This window comes from Bacillus cereus group sp. MYBK245-2 (genome assembly GCF_051916145.1).
In the GTDB taxonomy this organism is placed as follows: Bacteria; Bacillota; Bacilli; order Bacillales; family Bacillaceae_G; genus Bacillus_A; species Bacillus_A pacificus.
On sequence record NZ_JBQAGB010000001.1, the window covers coordinates 891,070 to 908,778 of the forward strand.

Genomic DNA, 17,709 nt, shown 5'->3' on the forward strand with positions numbered 1-17,709 from the left:
ATAAGCATGTCTGTAATGGAAGACAAAGCAATTGAAGAAACCTTTGAAGAATTCAATGATTTCCAGTTCTATGTAGATAATATGATTCAACAAGCAATTGAAATTTTAGAAGAGCAAAAGTCAAAAGGATTACTGATTGAAGGTACTTTTGAAAATGATGAGTGGCGCTTTATATGCGACACTCGTCATTCGAGCGTTTACTTTAATTTTTCAACTATGAGAGAAAGAATGACATTTTGGAATGTAGATTCTACTCTTATCGTTCAAGCTTTAAAATGTTGGATTGTTACTTTAATTCCCTATCGTTCCTTAGAATCCCTTAATAAATACCATAAATATGTTGAGAACTTTCTTACGCTATCTCATGCATGTAGTGAAGATTTATTAGAACAAACTAACAATCACCTTCTTTATGAATGCGATGATAGAGCACGATGGAACCTATGTATTCCTACTCTCAATTTCATTGATTTTTATGAAGAAATTGACGTTAAGCAAACTTATAAAAAAATGCTTGTAGACATAAAAAAAGATATTGATATTCAAAAGGTTGGCGGAATGGTTCGAAAACTCCCTCCATCAAACGATGTATTAACATTTTCATGGGTAATTGAAAGTTTCTTTAAAGAAATATCCAAAGAAGAACAACAGTTTTTAAGATACTATCCAATTTACTTGTGGTGGACACTAAGCAACTTGATTCCTATGCGTCCGGCAGAATTTTGTGATATAGATAGAAGTGCACTAAGTACAGAAAATGATAGACACTATATACGATTGCCTCGCTTAAAACAAAAGGCAAACCATCATAAAATTCAAATCATCGATAAAATCTCTATACCCAAAAAGTTGTATCAGGAAATAGAAAATTACATCATAATGACAAATGCTTTCGGCCCATCAAAAACGTTAATTTCAGATGCATCCACTGGGCTAAAAAGAAAACTTAACCAGCCTGAATATTTCAAAAATAGGTTCAGATATGATCATCTTAAATTTCTTTTAAATGACTTTTATGACCAAATTATAGAAAATGCGTACCAAGTAGAATATACTCATAGAATTCGTCTTGGAGATACACGGCATTTCGCTTTTTTAAATTTAATGCGACAGGGCTATCATCCAGTGGAAATTGCTCGTTTAGGCGGTCATACTTCTGTTCAATCACAATATCATTATCAACAGCATATGGAATACTGGGTAGACATTGAAATCCTTCAATTAATGCAAAAATTTAAATTCCAACAACAAATAAATAAAGACAATTCTTCCACTCCTAATTCATATTATAACTGCTTAGATGATGATTTTGTGCGAGAAAAAGTACTGAAAATTAATGATACAGGCTTTGAAATGGAGCTTGAAACAGGTTATTGTACAGACCCAAATGTATTTTGCCAAGTAGATAAATGCTATTTTTGTGATTATTGGAAAATTGGTCATGAAGAATTTTTGTCAAAAAAAGAACAAATAGAACATGAGCTGCAACAGTGTAAAAATGAAGTAAGTGCACTTATAAAGACATTGAACAATTTATATAGCATAGCTTTAAATGAATCTTTTGAAGATGATTTTTCAGAATTCAACCAAGAATTTAATAGAAATTTACTCGTTACTAAAAATCAATTAGATACAAGTGTGCATAAAATGTTGAATTTTTCATCCAAATTAGCAAATACGATGAAGGGAACGAAGTAAAAAATGACACAAAGGCGAGGCAGACCTAAAAAAACATTTCCTTCAGAGCTCATACAAGATATCATCTACCGTTATACTAAAGAAAGAAAAGTTACTGGAAAAATAGCGTATATGGATGTATACCGCTATTCCAAAGAGTTGTTTGAAAATGGTGAGATTGAACACAACATCGGCGAATTTTTTTGGCGCAAAGGTGAAGGGCGTGACACAATTGACAAAACAAATCAAGTCATGCAACACCACATTCCTAATGAGATTCAAGAAGATGAATCAATTATTAACACAAACGATATCGTAAATAAATTTTTCACAGGAAAAAGCTCCGATAAAAATAAAATAATTGGAGCTTTAGGAATGAATGAATTAAAGCTCCAACAATATATTAAAAAATGCAAGAAGCTAGAGAAAGAATTACTTAAAACGAAATTTGCTTTAGTACAAGCAACAGAACAAAATAAAGACCTTAAAGATAGTGTAGAATCCTATCAAGACACTTTATTCCAATGGATGGAATTCAGTATGAACAAAGATATTCCATTAGCAAATTTATTAACAGTAGGTAAAACAAGAACACCCATCGCTGAAGAATTGTTAAAAAGTATACTATCAGATAACCCTGTTGAGATTTTTAGTAAAATGAATGAGCTCAATAAAAATACTTCATTACGCGAAGTAAAACAAAGTGAAATATTGCCTCTAAATCCTCCAACACAACAAGAAGGAAGCGTTTTAGACGATTTTGATTTCTAAATAGATCTCCCCACCTATTCATAAATTGGTGGGGAGATCTGTTTTTATTATTAATTTTGTTTTTTTAAATCAGTCAGTCTCTGATAAATACGACCGAACTGCTTCTCTTCTCCAGCCACTTTTGGTTCATAATATATAGTATTTTTCAATTCATTAGGCAAATACTCTTGTTTCACCCATCCATTTGGATAATTGTGAGGATATAAGTATCCTTGACCATGCCCTAGCTTTTCTGCACCTTGATAATGGGAATCTTTTAGATGTGCAGGTATGTCACCTGTACGTCCTTTTTTCACATCGTCAATTGCTTTGTCCAAAGCTTTATATGCTGAATTGGATTTAGGAGATAAACACAATTCAATTGTTACAACGGATAAAGGTATTCTTCCCTCAGGTAACCCTATTCGCTCCACTGATTCTATTGCAGGTAAAACCCTTGCACAGAGTTCGGGATTGGCTAACCCAATATCTTCATACGCCATAACAAGTAATCTCCTGCAAATAGAAACTAAGTCTCCACCTTCTAATAATCTTGCCAAATAATGAAGGGCTGCATTTACATCACTACCTCTGACACTTTTTTGAAAGCTGGATAGTAAATTATAAAAAATATCCCCTTTTTTATCATGAGAGAACCCTTTATTTTGGATACATTGTTTCACGGTATCTTCTGTCACAATAATTTTGTTATTTTCACCTTTTTCAGAACCGAATGCAATATCTTCTAATAAGTTGAGTGCAGAACGCGCATCCCCTGTTGTTTGAGCAATTAATGTTAATAGCTCATCGGATATAGTAATATTCATTTTCCCTAAACCGTTTCCTTGATCCTCTAACGCCCTTCTTAACAGTTTTAGAATAGAAGAAGAAGACAAAGATTTTAATTGCTTTACTTGTCCAATTCTTGATAAAATCGCACCTCTCACACTATGGTAAGGATTTTCTGTTGTTGCCCCAATTAGAGTAAATACTCCCTCCTCTAATGCCTTAAGCAGTGAATCTTGCTGTGTACGATTTAACAAATGAATCTCATCTATAAAACAAATTGCATTACGAGTTAATCTTGCTTCTTCTATAACGGCTTCTATTTCTTTTTTTCCAGCACTAATGGCATTCAGGGCATAAAATTCTTTCTTTGCTGTATTTGCAATTGCAAAAGCAAGAGACGTTTTCCCTGTACCTGGCGGTCCATAGAAAAGAAGGGATGGGATATGTCCATTTTGAAGCATACGATATAAGGCTGTTTTGGGGCCTATTACATCATCTTGTCCAACTACTTCATCGATTGTTCGCGGTCTCATTCTATGTGATAAAGGTTCATTGTAAAACATTATATATATCTCCCCTTCAGTTTAAAGCACACTATTAAATAGATTATGTCTTTAATAAACTTACCATAAAGTAGGATGAGTGAAAAATTTATTAAATTCTTGTTTAAATTACTCTGTCAATTGAAAGGAATTTCCCCTTTGTATTTTCCACATCATTATTAGAGACTTTAATATAAAAACAATATAAAAATACACAATTTAGAATTTTAGGGACATATTAAAATAACAAAAGACCTCCAATAAATTCATTTCACATAATTAAGATGCTACTTTGTAAAATTAAAGACAAGTGTATGTACCTTATTACTGAAAAAGTAGAAGTTTGTCTTTAATGTCTGACATTAAATGAAAATTTAGTACATCACTTATATAAAAGTGGTGTACTTTTTGTTTATTAGACCGTCTAAAAGACCTCATTTATTAAAACAACCTTAAAAAGGGAACACTTTACAACAATAAAAAGTTTCAGTAAAACAAGAAGATATAATCAGTTCGGTTTAGAGGGAAATCTTTGAAGGAATACACAGTAAAAGAAGTGTCTGAACTTTATAGATGTTTAGCACTATTATTACTAATGTAACAAATACAATAAAACAGAGAGGATTAATTACCTCTCTGTCTTTACTCCTGTGCGACCTTCAAAACATCAATTAATTCTACGAGCTCAAGGAATACTTCAATCCCCTCGTTCAGTTCTTGATTGTCTTCGCCACCAACTAGATTCAGAGCCATTTCTTTACGACTCAATATACTCTTGGGTTTGTTATAGTCATAATCAGTTTTATAAAAGTACATAGGATCGTCTATTTTAAAGAAATCACTTAGCTTCTTTATATGCTCTTCTATGTTACCCTTGCCGTTCAACATATCATAAAAAGCATTTTCGCCAATTCCAGCTCTTTCCATTACCCATGAATTCTTTAACTCTCTAGATTCAATGAATACTCTTATATTTTCACCTGCAATTTTATTAATATTACTCATTCAATTAGTCCTCCGGTATACATTATTAACCTTTATATCACTTATCGTTTTGAAGCTTTTTTAGCTCTAATTTATGTTTCTTTATGGAATATAATAATTATAATTGTAGTTCACTATTTTTTATATAGGATGGTATACTGATTTCTTACTGAAATAGAAAATCCTAATGAAATTGAACAAAAACAACTAAGAAAGAAAAGAATAGAAGAACTCCTGCAAATAATTGAGAAAGAGAAAACTCTTAAGAGTCTATTGCTCTTTCTTCATAGGGGGTATAAGCCCTATTTAATCGCATACCCCACTTCTTTCTATTTTTTTATTTTATGGAGGCACTTATGAACATCATAGAAAAACAAGGAATTATTAAAACTTGGTTTAATGAATTCCTTACTCAACACAATTTCAATATATTAGAAGAACTTATAACTACACATTTTACCTTTCATTCTATAAATAATGGTATAAAAAAATCTAATATTGTGAATAGGGAAGAATTTGAAGAATCCATGGCGTTTTACTTGCATATGATTCACCCTAATAGATGGGTTATCAATAATCTAATTGAAAAGGAAGATTGTATATTTGTTGAATATACTGGATACTTAACTTATACAGACGAATTTATAACATTCACCCCAGAAAATCGAAATAAAAAAGAAACTGGAATTATGAAATTTCATTTTATGGATGGTAAAATAGAAAAATTATATTGGGAAGTAAATTCAGTAGTTTAATAATGAGCTGAAAATTGGGATTCCTGAATATGAAGTAGTGAAATTCTTACTACCAAAGGTCGTGTCCATTTCTGATACGGTTGACGTTACCGTTCTTAAAGTGTAATAAACAAATTATATAATCCATTTTATTTATTATCATTATATAATAGTGATATTATAATTAAACAAACGAGGTGATTGTGTGTTAACTAAGGTGCTTAAAAGCAATAATGAAACAGATAGAAAGTTTCAATCCATCTTGAATGAACTCATCCCCAAAGCAAATGAGTTCTATACTTTGTCTGGCCATCCCGCTTTCGCTAATGATTATAAGATGGTCGTACCATTTAATTTAGTTAATTTTAAAAATGCAGCGCTAGTTGGTACTGCATTTGATTACTTGGCTAGATTGATGATCGCTAGAATCGTTAAAAGCAACCAAAAAGAATTTCTAAATAATTTAAAAGCAACAGATGGTTATGAGGTAATGGAACGATTTTATAAGGAAGATGCATTAATCCCCTTAGATAAGTTGCAGATTGTTTATGAAAAAGGTATGAGCTTGTTTGAATTGTATATTGCTGGAGAAGAAGATATTAACAAGATGATTCCAGTAGCATGCTTCTTTGCTAAATTAGAAAATGTTTATCGAAGTGGGCGCAAACTTGCTAATGAGGAAAAGAAACGTTTCTTTTCTAAACAGCCTGAAGATGTAATAAGAGAATTAGCAGATATGTGCTCGGTATTCCAAGATAAATTCCTTATACCTAAAGTTATATCCTCAGAAAGTGAAGTGATATATAATCCTAATTGCGGTGTAGCTTCTCTTATGGTTAACGGAGCTGATGCAGACATAATCATTGATGGGGTGTTATATGATTTTAAAACCACCAAAAAGTCAGGTTATGCATGGGATGAAGTTGCGCAATTAATTGGATATTATTGTTTAAATAACATATCGTCACGGTTTGCAGAAATAGGTATGCCTTTTCCTTATAAGGATTTAAACATAAAGAAAGTAGCTTTCTATAAGGCGAGATATGGAGAAGTAGAATATTATGATATATCACAGGTAGAAAGGGAGAAGGTAGAAAAAATAACAGAAGATCTAATCTGGCATTTTAAAGATAACCCTAGCCTAAAAATGAAAATGAATATTGACTTTTTCTGGAATTTTGAAGACTACTCTATGTACATTTAATATGATTTGATTAAACATATAAGCTATATAAAAAGGTACTACTAGGGTGCCCTTTTATTAAATACATAAGATCACATTATTAGTAGCATTTGAAAAAATTCACTTCTTATCTCTTTTCAGATAAGAAGTGAATTTTTTGTTTTTGGGGCGACTTGATTTGTAAACGTCAAATATTTCCCACATACTATTTGTAAATAACCCACGCGATAATCTCCTTACATACTACATGTGAAGTTTTTTATGAAAAGACACCCATTAAAGAAAGAATGGGAAACTTATATTCAAGACTATAAAAACAATGGATTATCCAAAGTTGCATGGTGTCAAAAACAGAACCTACCGGTTCATCAACTATATTACTGCTTGAATAAATCATCACATGAAACTGAAAATCAAAATAAAAATGTGCGTGTGAATTGGATTTGAATCAAACTTTATTTCAAACGGTGTTTATCTTTTTCTTAATTCCATAAAATGGAGTCTTAACTTTTGTTCAACTATAATATCCATTGTTATACCACAAATATCCGCTAATTCTTGAATACTATCTTTATTGAATAAAAATTTATTTCTTAATTTATTTACAGAAAATCCATGTTTCTTAATGTTGTTATTTAGTTCTTCCCTAAACTCATTATTATTATGAACAATATTATTTCTAATTGCTATCCATGAGCATAGTTTTTCATAGTTAGGTGTTCCTATCAACACATTCTGTACTGACGGATTTAAACATTTATCCATATATTTCAAGTACTTCACAGAACCTTTATCACGACTACAAACTTGTTTTATATCTTGTAAATTCTGATCACTTTCCATTAATTTTTTACAAATTGAGTGTAATGTAGATTCAAACAAACTTAAAAGTTGTACAATCATTCCTGAAGAAAATGCATTAATTTCTATATCCCTATCTCTATAATACAGATTTTGTCTTTCTAAATACCTGGATAATACAATTTCATAATCAGCAAAATCTTCTTCAGTTTCACATTCTTCTTTTCTTTTCTGTATCTTCTCACCGATTTCTCTATATCTTTCTTCAAAAGCTTGAATATCCTTATTTATTGTTTCAAACAATTTTCGGGTTGATCGTAATAGTCCTAATGATTCTTCATAATAGGAGTACATATCAATGTATAATTCATTGATTGTATTTTCACCTATAAGCCTTTCATAGGATACATCCGACCTTAAAAATTGATATGAAAAATAAAACCTATGTGTAGGTAATTCTTCAATTTCTTCAATCTGTACCTTAGTATCTCCCATATTAATCCTCTCCTTTAAATAACATAACCTTACCATATATTACCTAATAAAAATAGTTCAAAACATCTTTATTTATACTAACAGCCGAACGCAAATCAAATTCTTAGAGGATACGGAATTGCTTTTAATTGTACTTTATTTCAAACTAACGCGAGAAATCCCTTGTTTCAATGTAAGTTTTCATCTTTTACATTATATTTAAAAAGCAGCTATGGAATTGAGCATTATCGCTTTATCTGCTTTATTTAATTATTTTATGATATATATATGAAAAGAAATTTTTGGTAAAATAATGATATGTTTTTTAGTATCTTATAAATGTTTTAGGGGGAATAGCAGTTGAGAGAAATGTTTCAAGGTTTCATAAGATATACTGAGAAAGAATATAAAGAATTATGGGATGACGCTTTATTTGTTGTAGATACAAATGTATTAATAAACTTTTACAAATATACAACAAAAGATACATATAAAATGTTTTTTGATATTCTTAAAGATTTAAAGAATAAACAAAAATTATATATCCCTCACCAAGTTGCCTTAGAATATTTCCATAACTATGAAAAAAATATGTTCTTACAGCATGAGGGCTATAAAAAATTAGCAAGTAAGTTAGTAAGCTTAAAGGATACTGCAAATACTAGCATAAGGTCTATTGAAAGTGAGTATCCTTTCATAAAAGTTGATGATTTTAGATTTCTTGTTAAGGAATTAGAGGAAGCTAATAAAAAAGTACAGGAACAGCTAGATATAGAGCTTAAGGCTTTACCAGATGTTAAAGAAATTCAGGAGAATATTTTAGACTTGTTAGATGGTATTGTTGGTCAACCTTATGCCCAAAGAAAGATTCATGAGATTGAAATAGACGGGGAAATAAGATACACACATGAGGTTCCTCCAGGTTGGGCAGATAAAAATGACCCAGATAAACAAGGATTTAGGAATTATGGTGCTATGAGGTATCAAAAAAAATATGGTGATTTGATTATGTGGCATCAGATGATAGATAAAGCAAAAAATTCTTCTAAACCAATTATTTTTATAACTGAGGAAAAGAAAGACGATTGGTGGGAGAAAGATAAAAAAGCTTTTAAGAAACCACAACCTCAATTAGTACAAGAATTTCTTGAGAAAACAAGTCAGAAATTCAACATGTTTAGAATTGAAAAGTTTGTAGAAAATGCAAAACTCTATTTAAATGCAGCTGTGTCTGAGGAACAAATAGAAAAGCTCACTACTCAAGTTGAAAACATTAGGAAATCAGAGGAAAAAGAGTATTCTAGTAAGTTTAGATTTAATAAAGCCTTTGATGAGGAGAATGTTGATAATATCACAAGCTTGAAAAAGAGTTTGGATGTTAACAAATTGATGGGGTTTTTAACAGCAGAAGAAAAGGAGCAGTTTAGAGCATCAGTTGGTCAAGCATTTACTGGTAACTTAAGCCCTGACAAATATAATGAGGCTATTTCATGGGCTATACACAAAAGTATTAACCAGTTAGAAGATAGTTTTAAAGAACTATTAGGTAAACTCGGTTTAAAGAATCATGATAAAGTTCAGTCTTATTTGGCAACCTTTAATTCTCTTCCCACAAATACAGTAGAAAAAGGTTTGCTACTTTTAAAGTATATTGTGGAAATTGAGAAAGTATTATGGGAGATTGAACTTACGGAAGAAGGCTTCCCTTTCTAATAAAACTCACTATAAAAGGATGAAACTATACTTGTAAATTTATATTCTATCCATGATCCTAATATATGTAGTATAACAAGAAGCATAAGATGGCCGTTTTGGTCAACTTATGCTTCTTTTAGTTTAAGGCCAATTTATGCTTCATTTTCCCTCGAATAATCAACTAAATCTTCTCGAAAACATGTGATTGTACAGAGATAATTAAGTTGCTTAATTTACAATAAAGTCGTTTAAAACATCATAAACTTAAGATAGATAGAGCATATTTTATTCTGCTCTCCTATCCTTTTTAATTTACTATCCATATAATGTCTGACATTAAATAAAAACTTAGTGTTGTTAGGATATTGAAGAAATATATTGATTTTTAATAAAATACTAACGTTACATATCTTAAACTATTACTATTATTTATAAACTAGTTTTCACTTTTTTCATTAAGTTTCGGATTAATCAATCCTTCTTTATTATGTCTATAAAAAGTGAATTTTGGTTTAATAAATTCAGGAGGTGTATTATCCACAACAAAAATCTGAAAATCTTTCGCTAATGACAGTAACAGTTTGTATATCGCCTCATAACTTTCGGGGTCTAAATTGTCAACTTTCTTCGCATCTTTATTTGTACCTAAATTATTACTGATACTATCCAACATAAGAAATCCGGGATGTTTATTGTCATTATTTACAAGCTTATTTTCCAATATACTTCCTATATACGCTAATTGTATACATAATAATAGGCCCCCGCTCTCATGTTTAAAGACCTCTACATCTTGATAATGTGGCATAAAAGTTAGAAAATCAATATAATCCGTGCTCTCATCCACATGATAATGGAATTTTTTAAGCAAATTAATATATTTTTGATTTAAATCCTTTAAGATTCTATCTTTATATTCAATTTCCACTTCAATATTAGATTTTTTCCCTTCGAGAATTTCCAAGTCTTTATCTAGTTCAGTAATATCTCTGTCTTTTTCATCAATTTTCTTATATACTCTTTCCAATTCTTTATAAAAGCTTAACTGATTTCTATGTTCCAATATCACCTTATTTAGAGCTTCGATTTCTTCCAAAAGAGGTACATTGATATTTTGCGAATAGCTACTTTTTACACCCTTAAAGTAATTCACTTTTTTATTAAATTCTACTACTTGCTTTTCAACAGTAGATAGTTGTTCATCAATACGTTTTATTATTTCATTTGCAGTATTTTCTTTGGATTCAACTTCTTTAATTAAAGCACTAATATCTTGAGAATGAATTTCTTCTACCCCATCGCATTGAACGTGAGAATTACACAGAGGACAGACTTTTTCATGATTTGAAATTTCTAATTTATATAATACTTCTTGTGTTGCACAATATGATTCTTTTTCTTTTTTATATCGTTCTAACAAAATCGTATGACTACTTTTCGAAAATAAAAGTTCTTTCTTTCTTTGAATTAATTGAGATTTTTCATCCTCTAACGTCATCAACTGTTCATTTATTTCTCCATATGTATCACTAACTTCTTTTTGTTTTTCTTTGGAAGTTAATAATTCTTTTTTCTGCTCAACTACCTTATTTACGATATTTTCAATTTCTTCAATCTTCTCTGTTACTTCTACTCTCAATGTGGCATCTCTTTCTTGAAGATATTGTAATAATCCACCACGTTCTCGTTTTTTTCGTTCAATTTCATTTATTTTTTTTGCAATCTGTTCATTTATCTTTACTATGTCAGCATCTAAAAAATTAAATAACAATTCGAACGTTGGAGAGTTTTTATATCGCACATCTTTATCATTGTTTTCCAAAAAGTTTGGTGTTCCTATATGCTCTTGTCTCATAAAAACAAATCGCATAACATCTCTTATAGAGAATTTTTCTACTGTTTTATCATTGGAACGAGGCTTATTTTTAACTCGATTGATCATCGGAATATTCAATAATTCAAATAAAAATTCTGTTAAATCTTTTACTAATACTACTTTTGGAATATAGTTATCTAAATCACTAATATTAGAATAATATATTTCCATTTTCGTATGATTAGATTTTAAGTTTCTTTTCAAAGTTAATACTTGTTCGTCTATATATATTTCTAAAAATACACTCTCACAGTATTGTCCCAATTCTTTTTGCACACTAAAATCGAACTTACTTGATTTACCTAAACAATAATCTATTAATTTTAATACTAATGATTTCCCCGATGTTGCTTCTCCAGAAATAACATTTAATCCTTTATCAAAAGTTAAAGTTCTACAATATTCAGGTCCATCTAACATTAATTTACTGACAAATAATTTTTTTCCAGCCATTAAAAATCACCCATTAAAGTTTTTTCATTCTTTTTTGTATACGGAATCGTCTTCGCTTCTCTTGTTTTTTGCTGCAACAATTCGAAATATTCCTTCTCTAAACCATTTACAAAATCAATACCTTTTTTAGTAATTTTCACATAAACATCTGACTTCTCCGAAGCGGCAATTCCACATAGTCCGTACTTTCTAAATTTATTAATATACTTTTCACTTTAGATTCGTATCTTTGAAATTGTGTTTTGATTTTTTTCTCAGATCCTGGATTACTTAAGTGTTTAAAAATTATTTCATAATCTTTTGATGAAACAATTACATAATAAAAAAGTAATTCAGACACTCGTATTCCTTTTCTCTTAGATTTAAATTCATTTAACACACATAACATATTAGCTGTCTCTAAATGAACATTATTAAAAAGCAATCTTATTGATAGTGGTAAAACATTTGTATTCGTCATAGTGATCACCCTATCTCTCTCTTATATCCCCACCAAATATCCATCTCAGGGTTATTAGCAAGAACATGAATAAAGCCTTTATTCTCAAACTCCATAGGTCTATTTTCTCCTAATACACCTTCTATCCGTCCATAATTCATCTCATTTAAGATTGTATGCATTTCATCCACAAAACTTTGGCTATCTTCATGATCTTTGAAGGACTTTTTATAAGTCTCCTTATGCCTCATTCGACATAAATTTAGCATAGAGCCAATGATTTTCTGATCAAAACCATCGTATTCTGTTAGTTCACGAATATACTTCTCTGCAAACAAAAAATATTCTTGACTTAAATCTCTTGTATCCTCATCAATATTTTCAACTAATAATTTTTGGTGAAATAAATCATCATTAAGGGTTTCTTTTTCCTCTTTAGAAGGAAGTTCTGTTGGTATTATGATTTTTTTTTTGGGTGACGAGGGTTGAGTTCCTTTTGAAATTTCCCGAAGAAATTCTCTAATACTTTCAACATGTCCATTTTCAGAAGAATCATACGAGATTACTCTAATCCTATAATTGTCATTCAATTCTTGAACCTCTGCTTCAGAAGGATTATCTAATAATACATAATGTTTTCCTTGATAAAATTTTTGGTAGTGGTCAAGTAACCCTTTAAAATATTCATCATTTAATGAGAACCCTAAGAAGAGCATTGTATACTGACCACAAAACAGGGAAAATAAAGTTTTAAATTTCTCATTGCTATATAATTCATCATATTGTTTTTCTGTTAATACAATAGAACCTGTCTCATCAACATTTCCATGAATATGCCAAATTCGCTTATCCTTCTCTAAATTTGTTATTTCATGAGAGCTTAATGTAGTATCTTTTAAAGAGTGAACTTTAAATCTTTTTGGTTGTAGATGTTCAAATAATAAGTTGTCATAGTTAGTTGTTAAGAAAACAGGAAAATCTAACGATGCCAAATCGCTATAATTATGTAAAGAATCGTTATCTACCTCAACAAATTCTTCTTCAATTATTTGTTTTACACATTCTTGAATATCCCTCTCTGATAAGTTCCCACGTTTACTGATCAATTTTAAAGCAAAATCATATTCATATTCATCTATATACTCTTGAATAAATTCATAATATTTTTCATTAACGGTTTTTTTCATTAAAAGCTCAATTAACTTTCCCCATGAAGGTAGCTCAAACGGTAAAGATAATCCCGCTCCTATTAAGGGTACAATTTTTTGTTGCTGATATAACTTATTTAATTCGGCAATATCAAAATTCATTCTCTCTTCACTCCAGTTAAATGTCCTTTATATTTGATATTACCAAATATTCCTCACACAATGTACAAGAATCATACATTTTTATACATTGTTTTACAAAATATCTTCTGCATCACCCGAACTAGAAATTTTCCAATGAAGAGAATTTTAGCAAACGAGTACTAACCTCCATCCAAATACACTCTAAATTCCGTTTCTTTTGATACCTTACTCCTTAGTCTGTATTACAAAAAAAGCTCCTCATTTGTGTATTGACAACATAATCATTCAGATATCCCTAATGTCCATTTTTCTACTTTAGTACACAAAAAATGTAGTCTAATTTTATCGAGCTATAATTTTATCCGTCAAATTTTGGATAAAAACCATACAATCCTTTAAAATCAACGTTTAATAATTTCATCCAATCATAATAAGTTATACAAAAATCCACCGTCTAGATAAAGCAAAACAGGATTTTCTATTACCTCATTTAGAAAGTGGACTCCTTACCTTAATTGGTGCGACGACGAGTAATCCGTTCCATGCTATTAATTCTGCTATTCGAAGTCGGTGTCAAATCTTCGAATTACACGCATTAACAGAAAATGATCTTTTAATTGGCTTAAAACGAGCACTTGAAGATAAAGAAAAAGGTCTTGGGGAATATGATGTAACTGTTACGCCTGAAGCATTACATCACTTCGCAAATGCATCAGGCGGAGATATGCGTTCCGCTTATAATGCACTGGAACTCGCTGTTTTATCTAGCTTTACAACTGATGACAAAGCTGCGGAAATTACGCTGGAAATCGCGGAAGAATGCTTACAAAAAAAGAGCTTCGTTCACGATAAAGGCGGAGATGCTCATTATGACGTATTATCAGCATTTCAAAAATCAGTGCGCGGAAGTGATGTAAACGCAGCACTTCACTATTTAGCACGTCTTATTGAAGCCGGTGACCTGCAAAGCATTGGTAGACGTCTTCTTATTATGGCATATGAAGATATTGGACTTGCTAGCCCGCAAGCTGGACCGCGTACACTAGCCGCTATAGAATCAGCTGAACGAGTTGGATTCCCAGAGGCACGCATACCACTTGCAAATGCCGTTATTGAGCTTTGCCTATCACCAAAATCAAACTCAGCTTATAAAGCACTTGATGCTGCCTTACACGATTTAAGGAACGGTCAAACAGGCGACATCCCAATTCATTTAAAAGATAGTCATTACAAAGGCGCAGAGGCACTTGGAAGAGGCATTGGCTACTTATATCCACACGACCATCCAAATGGTTGGGTACAGCAACAATACTTACCTGATAAAATAAAAAACAAACAATATTATAAACCGAAAATGACAGGGAAATTTGAACAAGCACTTTCTACTGTATATGAAAAATTACAAAGTTCGAATAAAACGAAAAATAAAGGGTAACATAAGCGAAAACGTCACCATTATGGAGGCTTCGCTTATGAAAACACGTCAAGATGCATGGACAAAAGAAGACGATCTCCTTTTAGCAGAAACTGTTTTACGACATATTCGCAGCGGCAGTACACAAATAAAAGCATTCGATGAAGTCGGCGATGCTTTAAACCGCACTTCCGCAGCTTGCGGTTTTAGATGGAATGCTGAAGTAAGGCCGAATTATGAAGATGCGGTGCAGCTTGCGAAAAAACAACGTAAAGAATTAAAGCGTTCTGAAGCTAAAATAGAAAAAGATCAGTTCACAAAAACGAAACAACTCGTAATCGACGCTGAGTTTTCAGAAGATATTGTACCAAGTAAACAAGAACTTACAATGCAAAATGTCATCTCGTTTTTGCAAAACTTGGAGCACAATAATCCTTCACTCGCAAAGTTACAAACTGAAAATGAAGTATTACAAACTCAGCTCACTTCCTTGCAAAAAACGAATGATGAGCTCGAAACTAAATTAGCTGTACTCACAAAAAAACAACAAGCAATCGAAGAAGATTATGCAATGCTCGTTAGAATTATGGATCGTGCTCGAAAACTCGTTTCAGTTGAAGAACAAGAAGAGCAGATCGCTCCCATTTTCAAGACAGATCAAAATGGAAATTTAGATATTATTTATTCTGCAGAGAATTAAAAAAGGATGTTACCTAGCCCAATTTTCCGGCTAAGTGACATCCTTTTTTTGTCTCTTCGGTGGATAGCATATTGGTAAATGAAATTATATCGACGATTTTTCGAATATATCTATCGTAACTTACAATATATCAACGATTTTTTAATTATATCGACTATTCGACAAGGAATATCGATTTACCGACAAATATTTACAAAATAAGTAAACCTGCTATACAAAGCCCCCCCCGAATCAACTGGATATTTTTTACTTAAATGTTACTATAAACATATACGATTGAAAGGAGCTGATTGCCATTTCATTAGTAGCCTTCAAAATAACACTCGGTATTCTCGTTCTAACGTTAGGTCTTTTTACCATTCACAGTTTAAAAAAGACCTCAGGTTATAAATCAGACAAATATGATTATTACTTACTGGCCTTGCTTACATTTGAACTAGTAGCAATGCAAATACCCCTATTTCTTTAGCACATCTAAAAAAGCATATATCCGAAATGGATATATGCTTTCATTTTATTCTTGCCCTACACGTTTCATTTCTACATTTTTAATGCGTTCACGTACAACGTGACTTGCCATAATTAAGCCTGCCACAGATGGTACGAATGCATTTGATGAAGGTGGTAATTTCGCTTTACGAATTTTTGCATTTTCGTCTGGTACAATTTCTTTACGTACCTCTTCACGAATTACGATTGGGTTTTCGTCAGAGAAGACAACTTTTACACCTTTTTTAATACCCTCTTTACGAAGCTTCGTACGAATGACTTTCGCAATTGGATCTGTATGTGTTTTAGAGATGTCCGCAATACGGAAACGAGTTGGGTCCATTTTATTTGCTGCACCCATACTTGAGATAATTTTAATTTTACGACGTAAACATTGTTTAATTAAATGGATTTTGAACGTAATCGTATCAGATGCATCCACTACAAAGTCTAAACCGTGTTTAAAGAACTCTTCATATGTTTCATCTGTATAAAACATTTCTAGTCCAATTACTTCACACTCTGGGTTAATGTCTGCAATACGCTCTTTCATTAATTCTACTTTTGAACGTCCTACAGTAGATACTAAAGCGTGAATTTGACGGTTCACGTTTGTAATATCTACAACATCTTTATCTACTAATACGAGACGCCCAACTCCAGAACGTGCTAACGCTTCAGCTGCAAAAGAACCTACGCCGCCAATTCCTAAAATACCGACTGTACTATTTTTTAATATTTCAAGTCCTTCTTTACCGAAGGCTAATTCATTACGTGAAAATTGATGTAACATTCAGCTCTACACTCCTATTACAAAAATGGTCTACCATGTATTCTAGCGTTTTTCCGACTATTTGTATAGAAAAAGTTATAGAATTCCTAAAAATACATATTTCGAAAATAAAAACATAGTGTAAACCGGGATTTTGTTTCTTCCTAAATACACGTTTAAAAAGGAGGATTCAGAGAGCCGAACAGATCGAGGCGCTGAAGCCAGGAGGAGCGCAGTGTAGCGTTACTACTCGAGCACCGGACTAGCATACGTAACGACGAGATGCGACAGTTATCTGAACCGGACTTTTTAAACTTCCTTCCAATACACGTTTAAAAAGGAGGATTCAGAGGGCCGAGCAGATCGAGGCACTGAAGCCAGGAGGAGCGCAGTGTAGCGTTACTACTCGAGCACCGGACTGGCGAAGCAACGACGAGATGCGACAGTTATCTGAACCGGACTTTTTAAACTTCCTTCCAATACACGTTTAAAAAGGAGGATTCAGAGGGCCGAGCAGATCGAGACACGTATGCTAGGAGGAGCGCAGTGTAGCGTTACTACTCGAGCACCGGACTGGCGAAGCAACGACGAGATGCGACAGTTATCTGAACCGGACTTTTTAAACTTCCTTCCAATACACGTTTA

Annotated in this window: 15 protein-coding genes and 1 pseudogene; 8 read left to right on the top strand and 8 right to left on the bottom strand. The window is 31.8% G+C overall.

What is annotated here, in order from left to right; translation table 11 throughout:
- Nucleotides 1–6 precede the first annotated feature (6 nt).
- Together ACTFRN_RS04690 and ACTFRN_RS04695 are read left to right on the top strand one after the other, a co-directional pair.
- Nucleotides 7–1,698, top strand: a complete 1,692-nt coding sequence (locus ACTFRN_RS04690) for a site-specific integrase (protein WP_088106414.1) — start codon at nucleotides 7–9, stop codon at nucleotides 1,696–1,698.
- A gap of 3 nt (nucleotides 1,699–1,701) precedes the next feature.
- Nucleotides 1,702–2,448, top strand: a complete 747-nt coding sequence (locus ACTFRN_RS04695; protein WP_088106413.1) for a hypothetical protein — start codon at nucleotides 1,702–1,704, stop codon at nucleotides 2,446–2,448.
- Between the two features lie 50 nt (nucleotides 2,449–2,498).
- On the opposite strand, the gene ACTFRN_RS04700 is transcribed toward ACTFRN_RS04695, so the two are convergent.
- Together ACTFRN_RS04700 and ACTFRN_RS04705 are read right to left on the bottom strand one after the other, a co-directional pair.
- Entirely contained in the window at nucleotides 2,499–3,779 is a 1,281-nt protein-coding gene (locus ACTFRN_RS04700; protein ID WP_088106412.1) for a replication-associated recombination protein A, read from the bottom strand.
- Nucleotides 3,780–4,400: 621 nt separating this feature from the next.
- Entirely contained in the window at nucleotides 4,401–4,763 is a 363-nt protein-coding gene (locus ACTFRN_RS04705; RefSeq protein WP_088106411.1) for a hypothetical protein, read from the bottom strand.
- Nucleotides 4,764–5,098: 335 nt separating this feature from the next.
- On the opposite strand from ACTFRN_RS04705, the gene ACTFRN_RS04710 reads away from it, so the two are divergent.
- From ACTFRN_RS04710 to tnpA, 3 genes are all read left to right on the top strand, one after another.
- Nucleotides 5,099–5,497, top strand: coding sequence for a nuclear transport factor 2 family protein (locus ACTFRN_RS04710; protein ID WP_088106410.1), 399 nt, complete (start codon nucleotides 5,099–5,101; stop codon nucleotides 5,495–5,497).
- A gap of 184 nt (nucleotides 5,498–5,681) precedes the next feature.
- Nucleotides 5,682–6,680, top strand: a complete 999-nt coding sequence (locus tag ACTFRN_RS04715; RefSeq protein WP_088106409.1) for a hypothetical protein — start codon at nucleotides 5,682–5,684, stop codon at nucleotides 6,678–6,680.
- A gap of 240 nt (nucleotides 6,681–6,920) precedes the next feature.
- Entirely contained in the window at nucleotides 6,921–7,106 is a 186-nt protein-coding gene (gene tnpA / locus ACTFRN_RS04720; RefSeq protein WP_411537482.1) for an IS66 family insertion sequence element accessory protein TnpA, read from the top strand.
- 24 nt (nucleotides 7,107–7,130) lie between these two features.
- Here the strand turns inward: tnpA and ACTFRN_RS04725 are convergent, their stop codons facing one another.
- Nucleotides 7,131–7,955 (bottom strand): hypothetical protein, encoded by an 825-nt coding sequence (locus ACTFRN_RS04725; protein ID WP_088106408.1) that lies wholly within the window; start codon nucleotides 7,953–7,955, stop codon nucleotides 7,131–7,133.
- A gap of 348 nt (nucleotides 7,956–8,303) precedes the next feature.
- On the opposite strand from ACTFRN_RS04725, the gene ACTFRN_RS04730 reads away from it, so the two are divergent.
- Entirely contained in the window at nucleotides 8,304–9,647 is a 1,344-nt protein-coding gene (locus ACTFRN_RS04730; RefSeq protein WP_254231475.1) for a PIN-like domain-containing protein, read from the top strand.
- 418 nt (nucleotides 9,648–10,065) lie between these two features.
- Here the strand turns inward: ACTFRN_RS04730 and ACTFRN_RS04735 are convergent, their stop codons facing one another.
- From ACTFRN_RS04735 to ACTFRN_RS04750, 4 genes are read right to left on the bottom strand one after another with little or no spacing between them, the layout of a single operon-like run.
- Nucleotides 10,066–11,958: a hypothetical protein gene (locus ACTFRN_RS04735; RefSeq protein ID WP_088106406.1), complete on the bottom strand. Its 1,893-nt coding sequence runs from the start codon at nucleotides 11,956–11,958 to the stop codon at nucleotides 10,066–10,068.
- Nucleotides 11,958–12,098 carry a hypothetical protein gene (locus ACTFRN_RS04740; RefSeq protein ID WP_176359596.1) on the bottom strand — a complete coding sequence of 47 codons (141 nt, stop codon included), beginning with the start codon at nucleotides 12,096–12,098 and terminating at the stop codon, nucleotides 11,958–11,960. Before ACTFRN_RS04740 ends, ACTFRN_RS04735 begins: the two co-directional genes overlap by 1 nt.
- Nucleotides 12,095–12,418: a hypothetical protein gene (locus ACTFRN_RS04745; RefSeq protein ID WP_088106405.1), complete on the bottom strand. Its 324-nt coding sequence runs from the start codon at nucleotides 12,416–12,418 to the stop codon at nucleotides 12,095–12,097. The genes ACTFRN_RS04740 and ACTFRN_RS04745 overlap by 4 nt, the downstream gene beginning before the upstream one ends.
- Before the next feature lie 5 nt (nucleotides 12,419–12,423).
- Nucleotides 12,424–13,707, bottom strand: a complete 1,284-nt coding sequence (locus ACTFRN_RS04750) for an SIR2 family NAD-dependent protein deacylase (protein WP_088106404.1) — start codon at nucleotides 13,705–13,707, stop codon at nucleotides 12,424–12,426.
- 427 nt (nucleotides 13,708–14,134) lie between these two features.
- Here ACTFRN_RS04750 and ACTFRN_RS04755 point away from each other — a divergent pair.
- Nucleotides 14,135–15,124 (top strand): annotated as a pseudogene (locus tag ACTFRN_RS04755) (replication-associated recombination protein A); the annotation flags it as partial.
- Between the two features lie 37 nt (nucleotides 15,125–15,161).
- Complete coding sequence (locus ACTFRN_RS04760; protein WP_000857700.1) at nucleotides 15,162–15,803, top strand: RsfA family transcriptional regulator; 642 nt, start codon at nucleotides 15,162–15,164, stop codon at nucleotides 15,801–15,803.
- 514 nt (nucleotides 15,804–16,317) lie between these two features.
- Here the strand turns inward: ACTFRN_RS04760 and ACTFRN_RS04765 are convergent.
- Nucleotides 16,318–17,085, bottom strand: coding sequence for a tRNA threonylcarbamoyladenosine dehydratase (locus tag ACTFRN_RS04765; protein ID WP_088106403.1), 768 nt, complete (start codon nucleotides 17,083–17,085; stop codon nucleotides 16,318–16,320).
- Between the last annotated feature and the right edge of the window lie 624 nt (nucleotides 17,086–17,709).

Excerpts from the sequence above, each read along its gene's own strand:
- ACTFRN_RS04690 (WP_088106414.1), top strand. The coding sequence starts at position 7 with ATGTCTGTAATGGAAGACAAAGCAATTGAAGAAACCTTTGAAGAATTC.
- ACTFRN_RS04710 (WP_088106410.1), top strand. The coding sequence starts at position 5,099 with ATGAACATCATAGAAAAACAAGGAATTATTAAAACTTGGTTTAATGAA.
- ACTFRN_RS04760 (WP_000857700.1), top strand. The coding sequence starts at position 15,162 with ATGAAAACACGTCAAGATGCATGGACAAAAGAAGACGATCTCCTTTTA.
- ACTFRN_RS04700 (WP_088106412.1), bottom strand. The coding sequence starts at position 3,779 with ATGTTTTACAATGAACCTTTATCACATAGAATGAGACCGCGAACAATC.
- tnpA (WP_411537482.1), top strand. The coding sequence starts at position 6,921 with ATGAAAAGACACCCATTAAAGAAAGAATGGGAAACTTATATTCAAGAC.
- ACTFRN_RS04730 (WP_254231475.1), top strand. The coding sequence starts at position 8,304 with ATGTTTCAAGGTTTCATAAGATATACTGAGAAAGAATATAAAGAATTA.
- ACTFRN_RS04745 (WP_088106405.1), bottom strand. The coding sequence starts at position 12,418 with ATGACGAATACAAATGTTTTACCACTATCAATAAGATTGCTTTTTAAT.
- ACTFRN_RS04750 (WP_088106404.1), bottom strand. The coding sequence starts at position 13,707 with ATGAATTTTGATATTGCCGAATTAAATAAGTTATATCAGCAACAAAAA.
- ACTFRN_RS04765 (WP_088106403.1), bottom strand. The coding sequence starts at position 17,085 with ATGTTACATCAATTTTCACGTAATGAATTAGCCTTCGGTAAAGAAGGA.
- ACTFRN_RS04695 (WP_088106413.1), top strand. The coding sequence starts at position 1,702 with ATGACACAAAGGCGAGGCAGACCTAAAAAAACATTTCCTTCAGAGCTC.
- ACTFRN_RS04735 (WP_088106406.1), bottom strand. The coding sequence starts at position 11,958 with ATGGCTGGAAAAAAATTATTTGTCAGTAAATTAATGTTAGATGGACCT.
- ACTFRN_RS04725 (WP_088106408.1), bottom strand. The coding sequence starts at position 7,955 with ATGGGAGATACTAAGGTACAGATTGAAGAAATTGAAGAATTACCTACA.
- ACTFRN_RS04705 (WP_088106411.1), bottom strand. The coding sequence starts at position 4,763 with ATGAGTAATATTAATAAAATTGCAGGTGAAAATATAAGAGTATTCATT.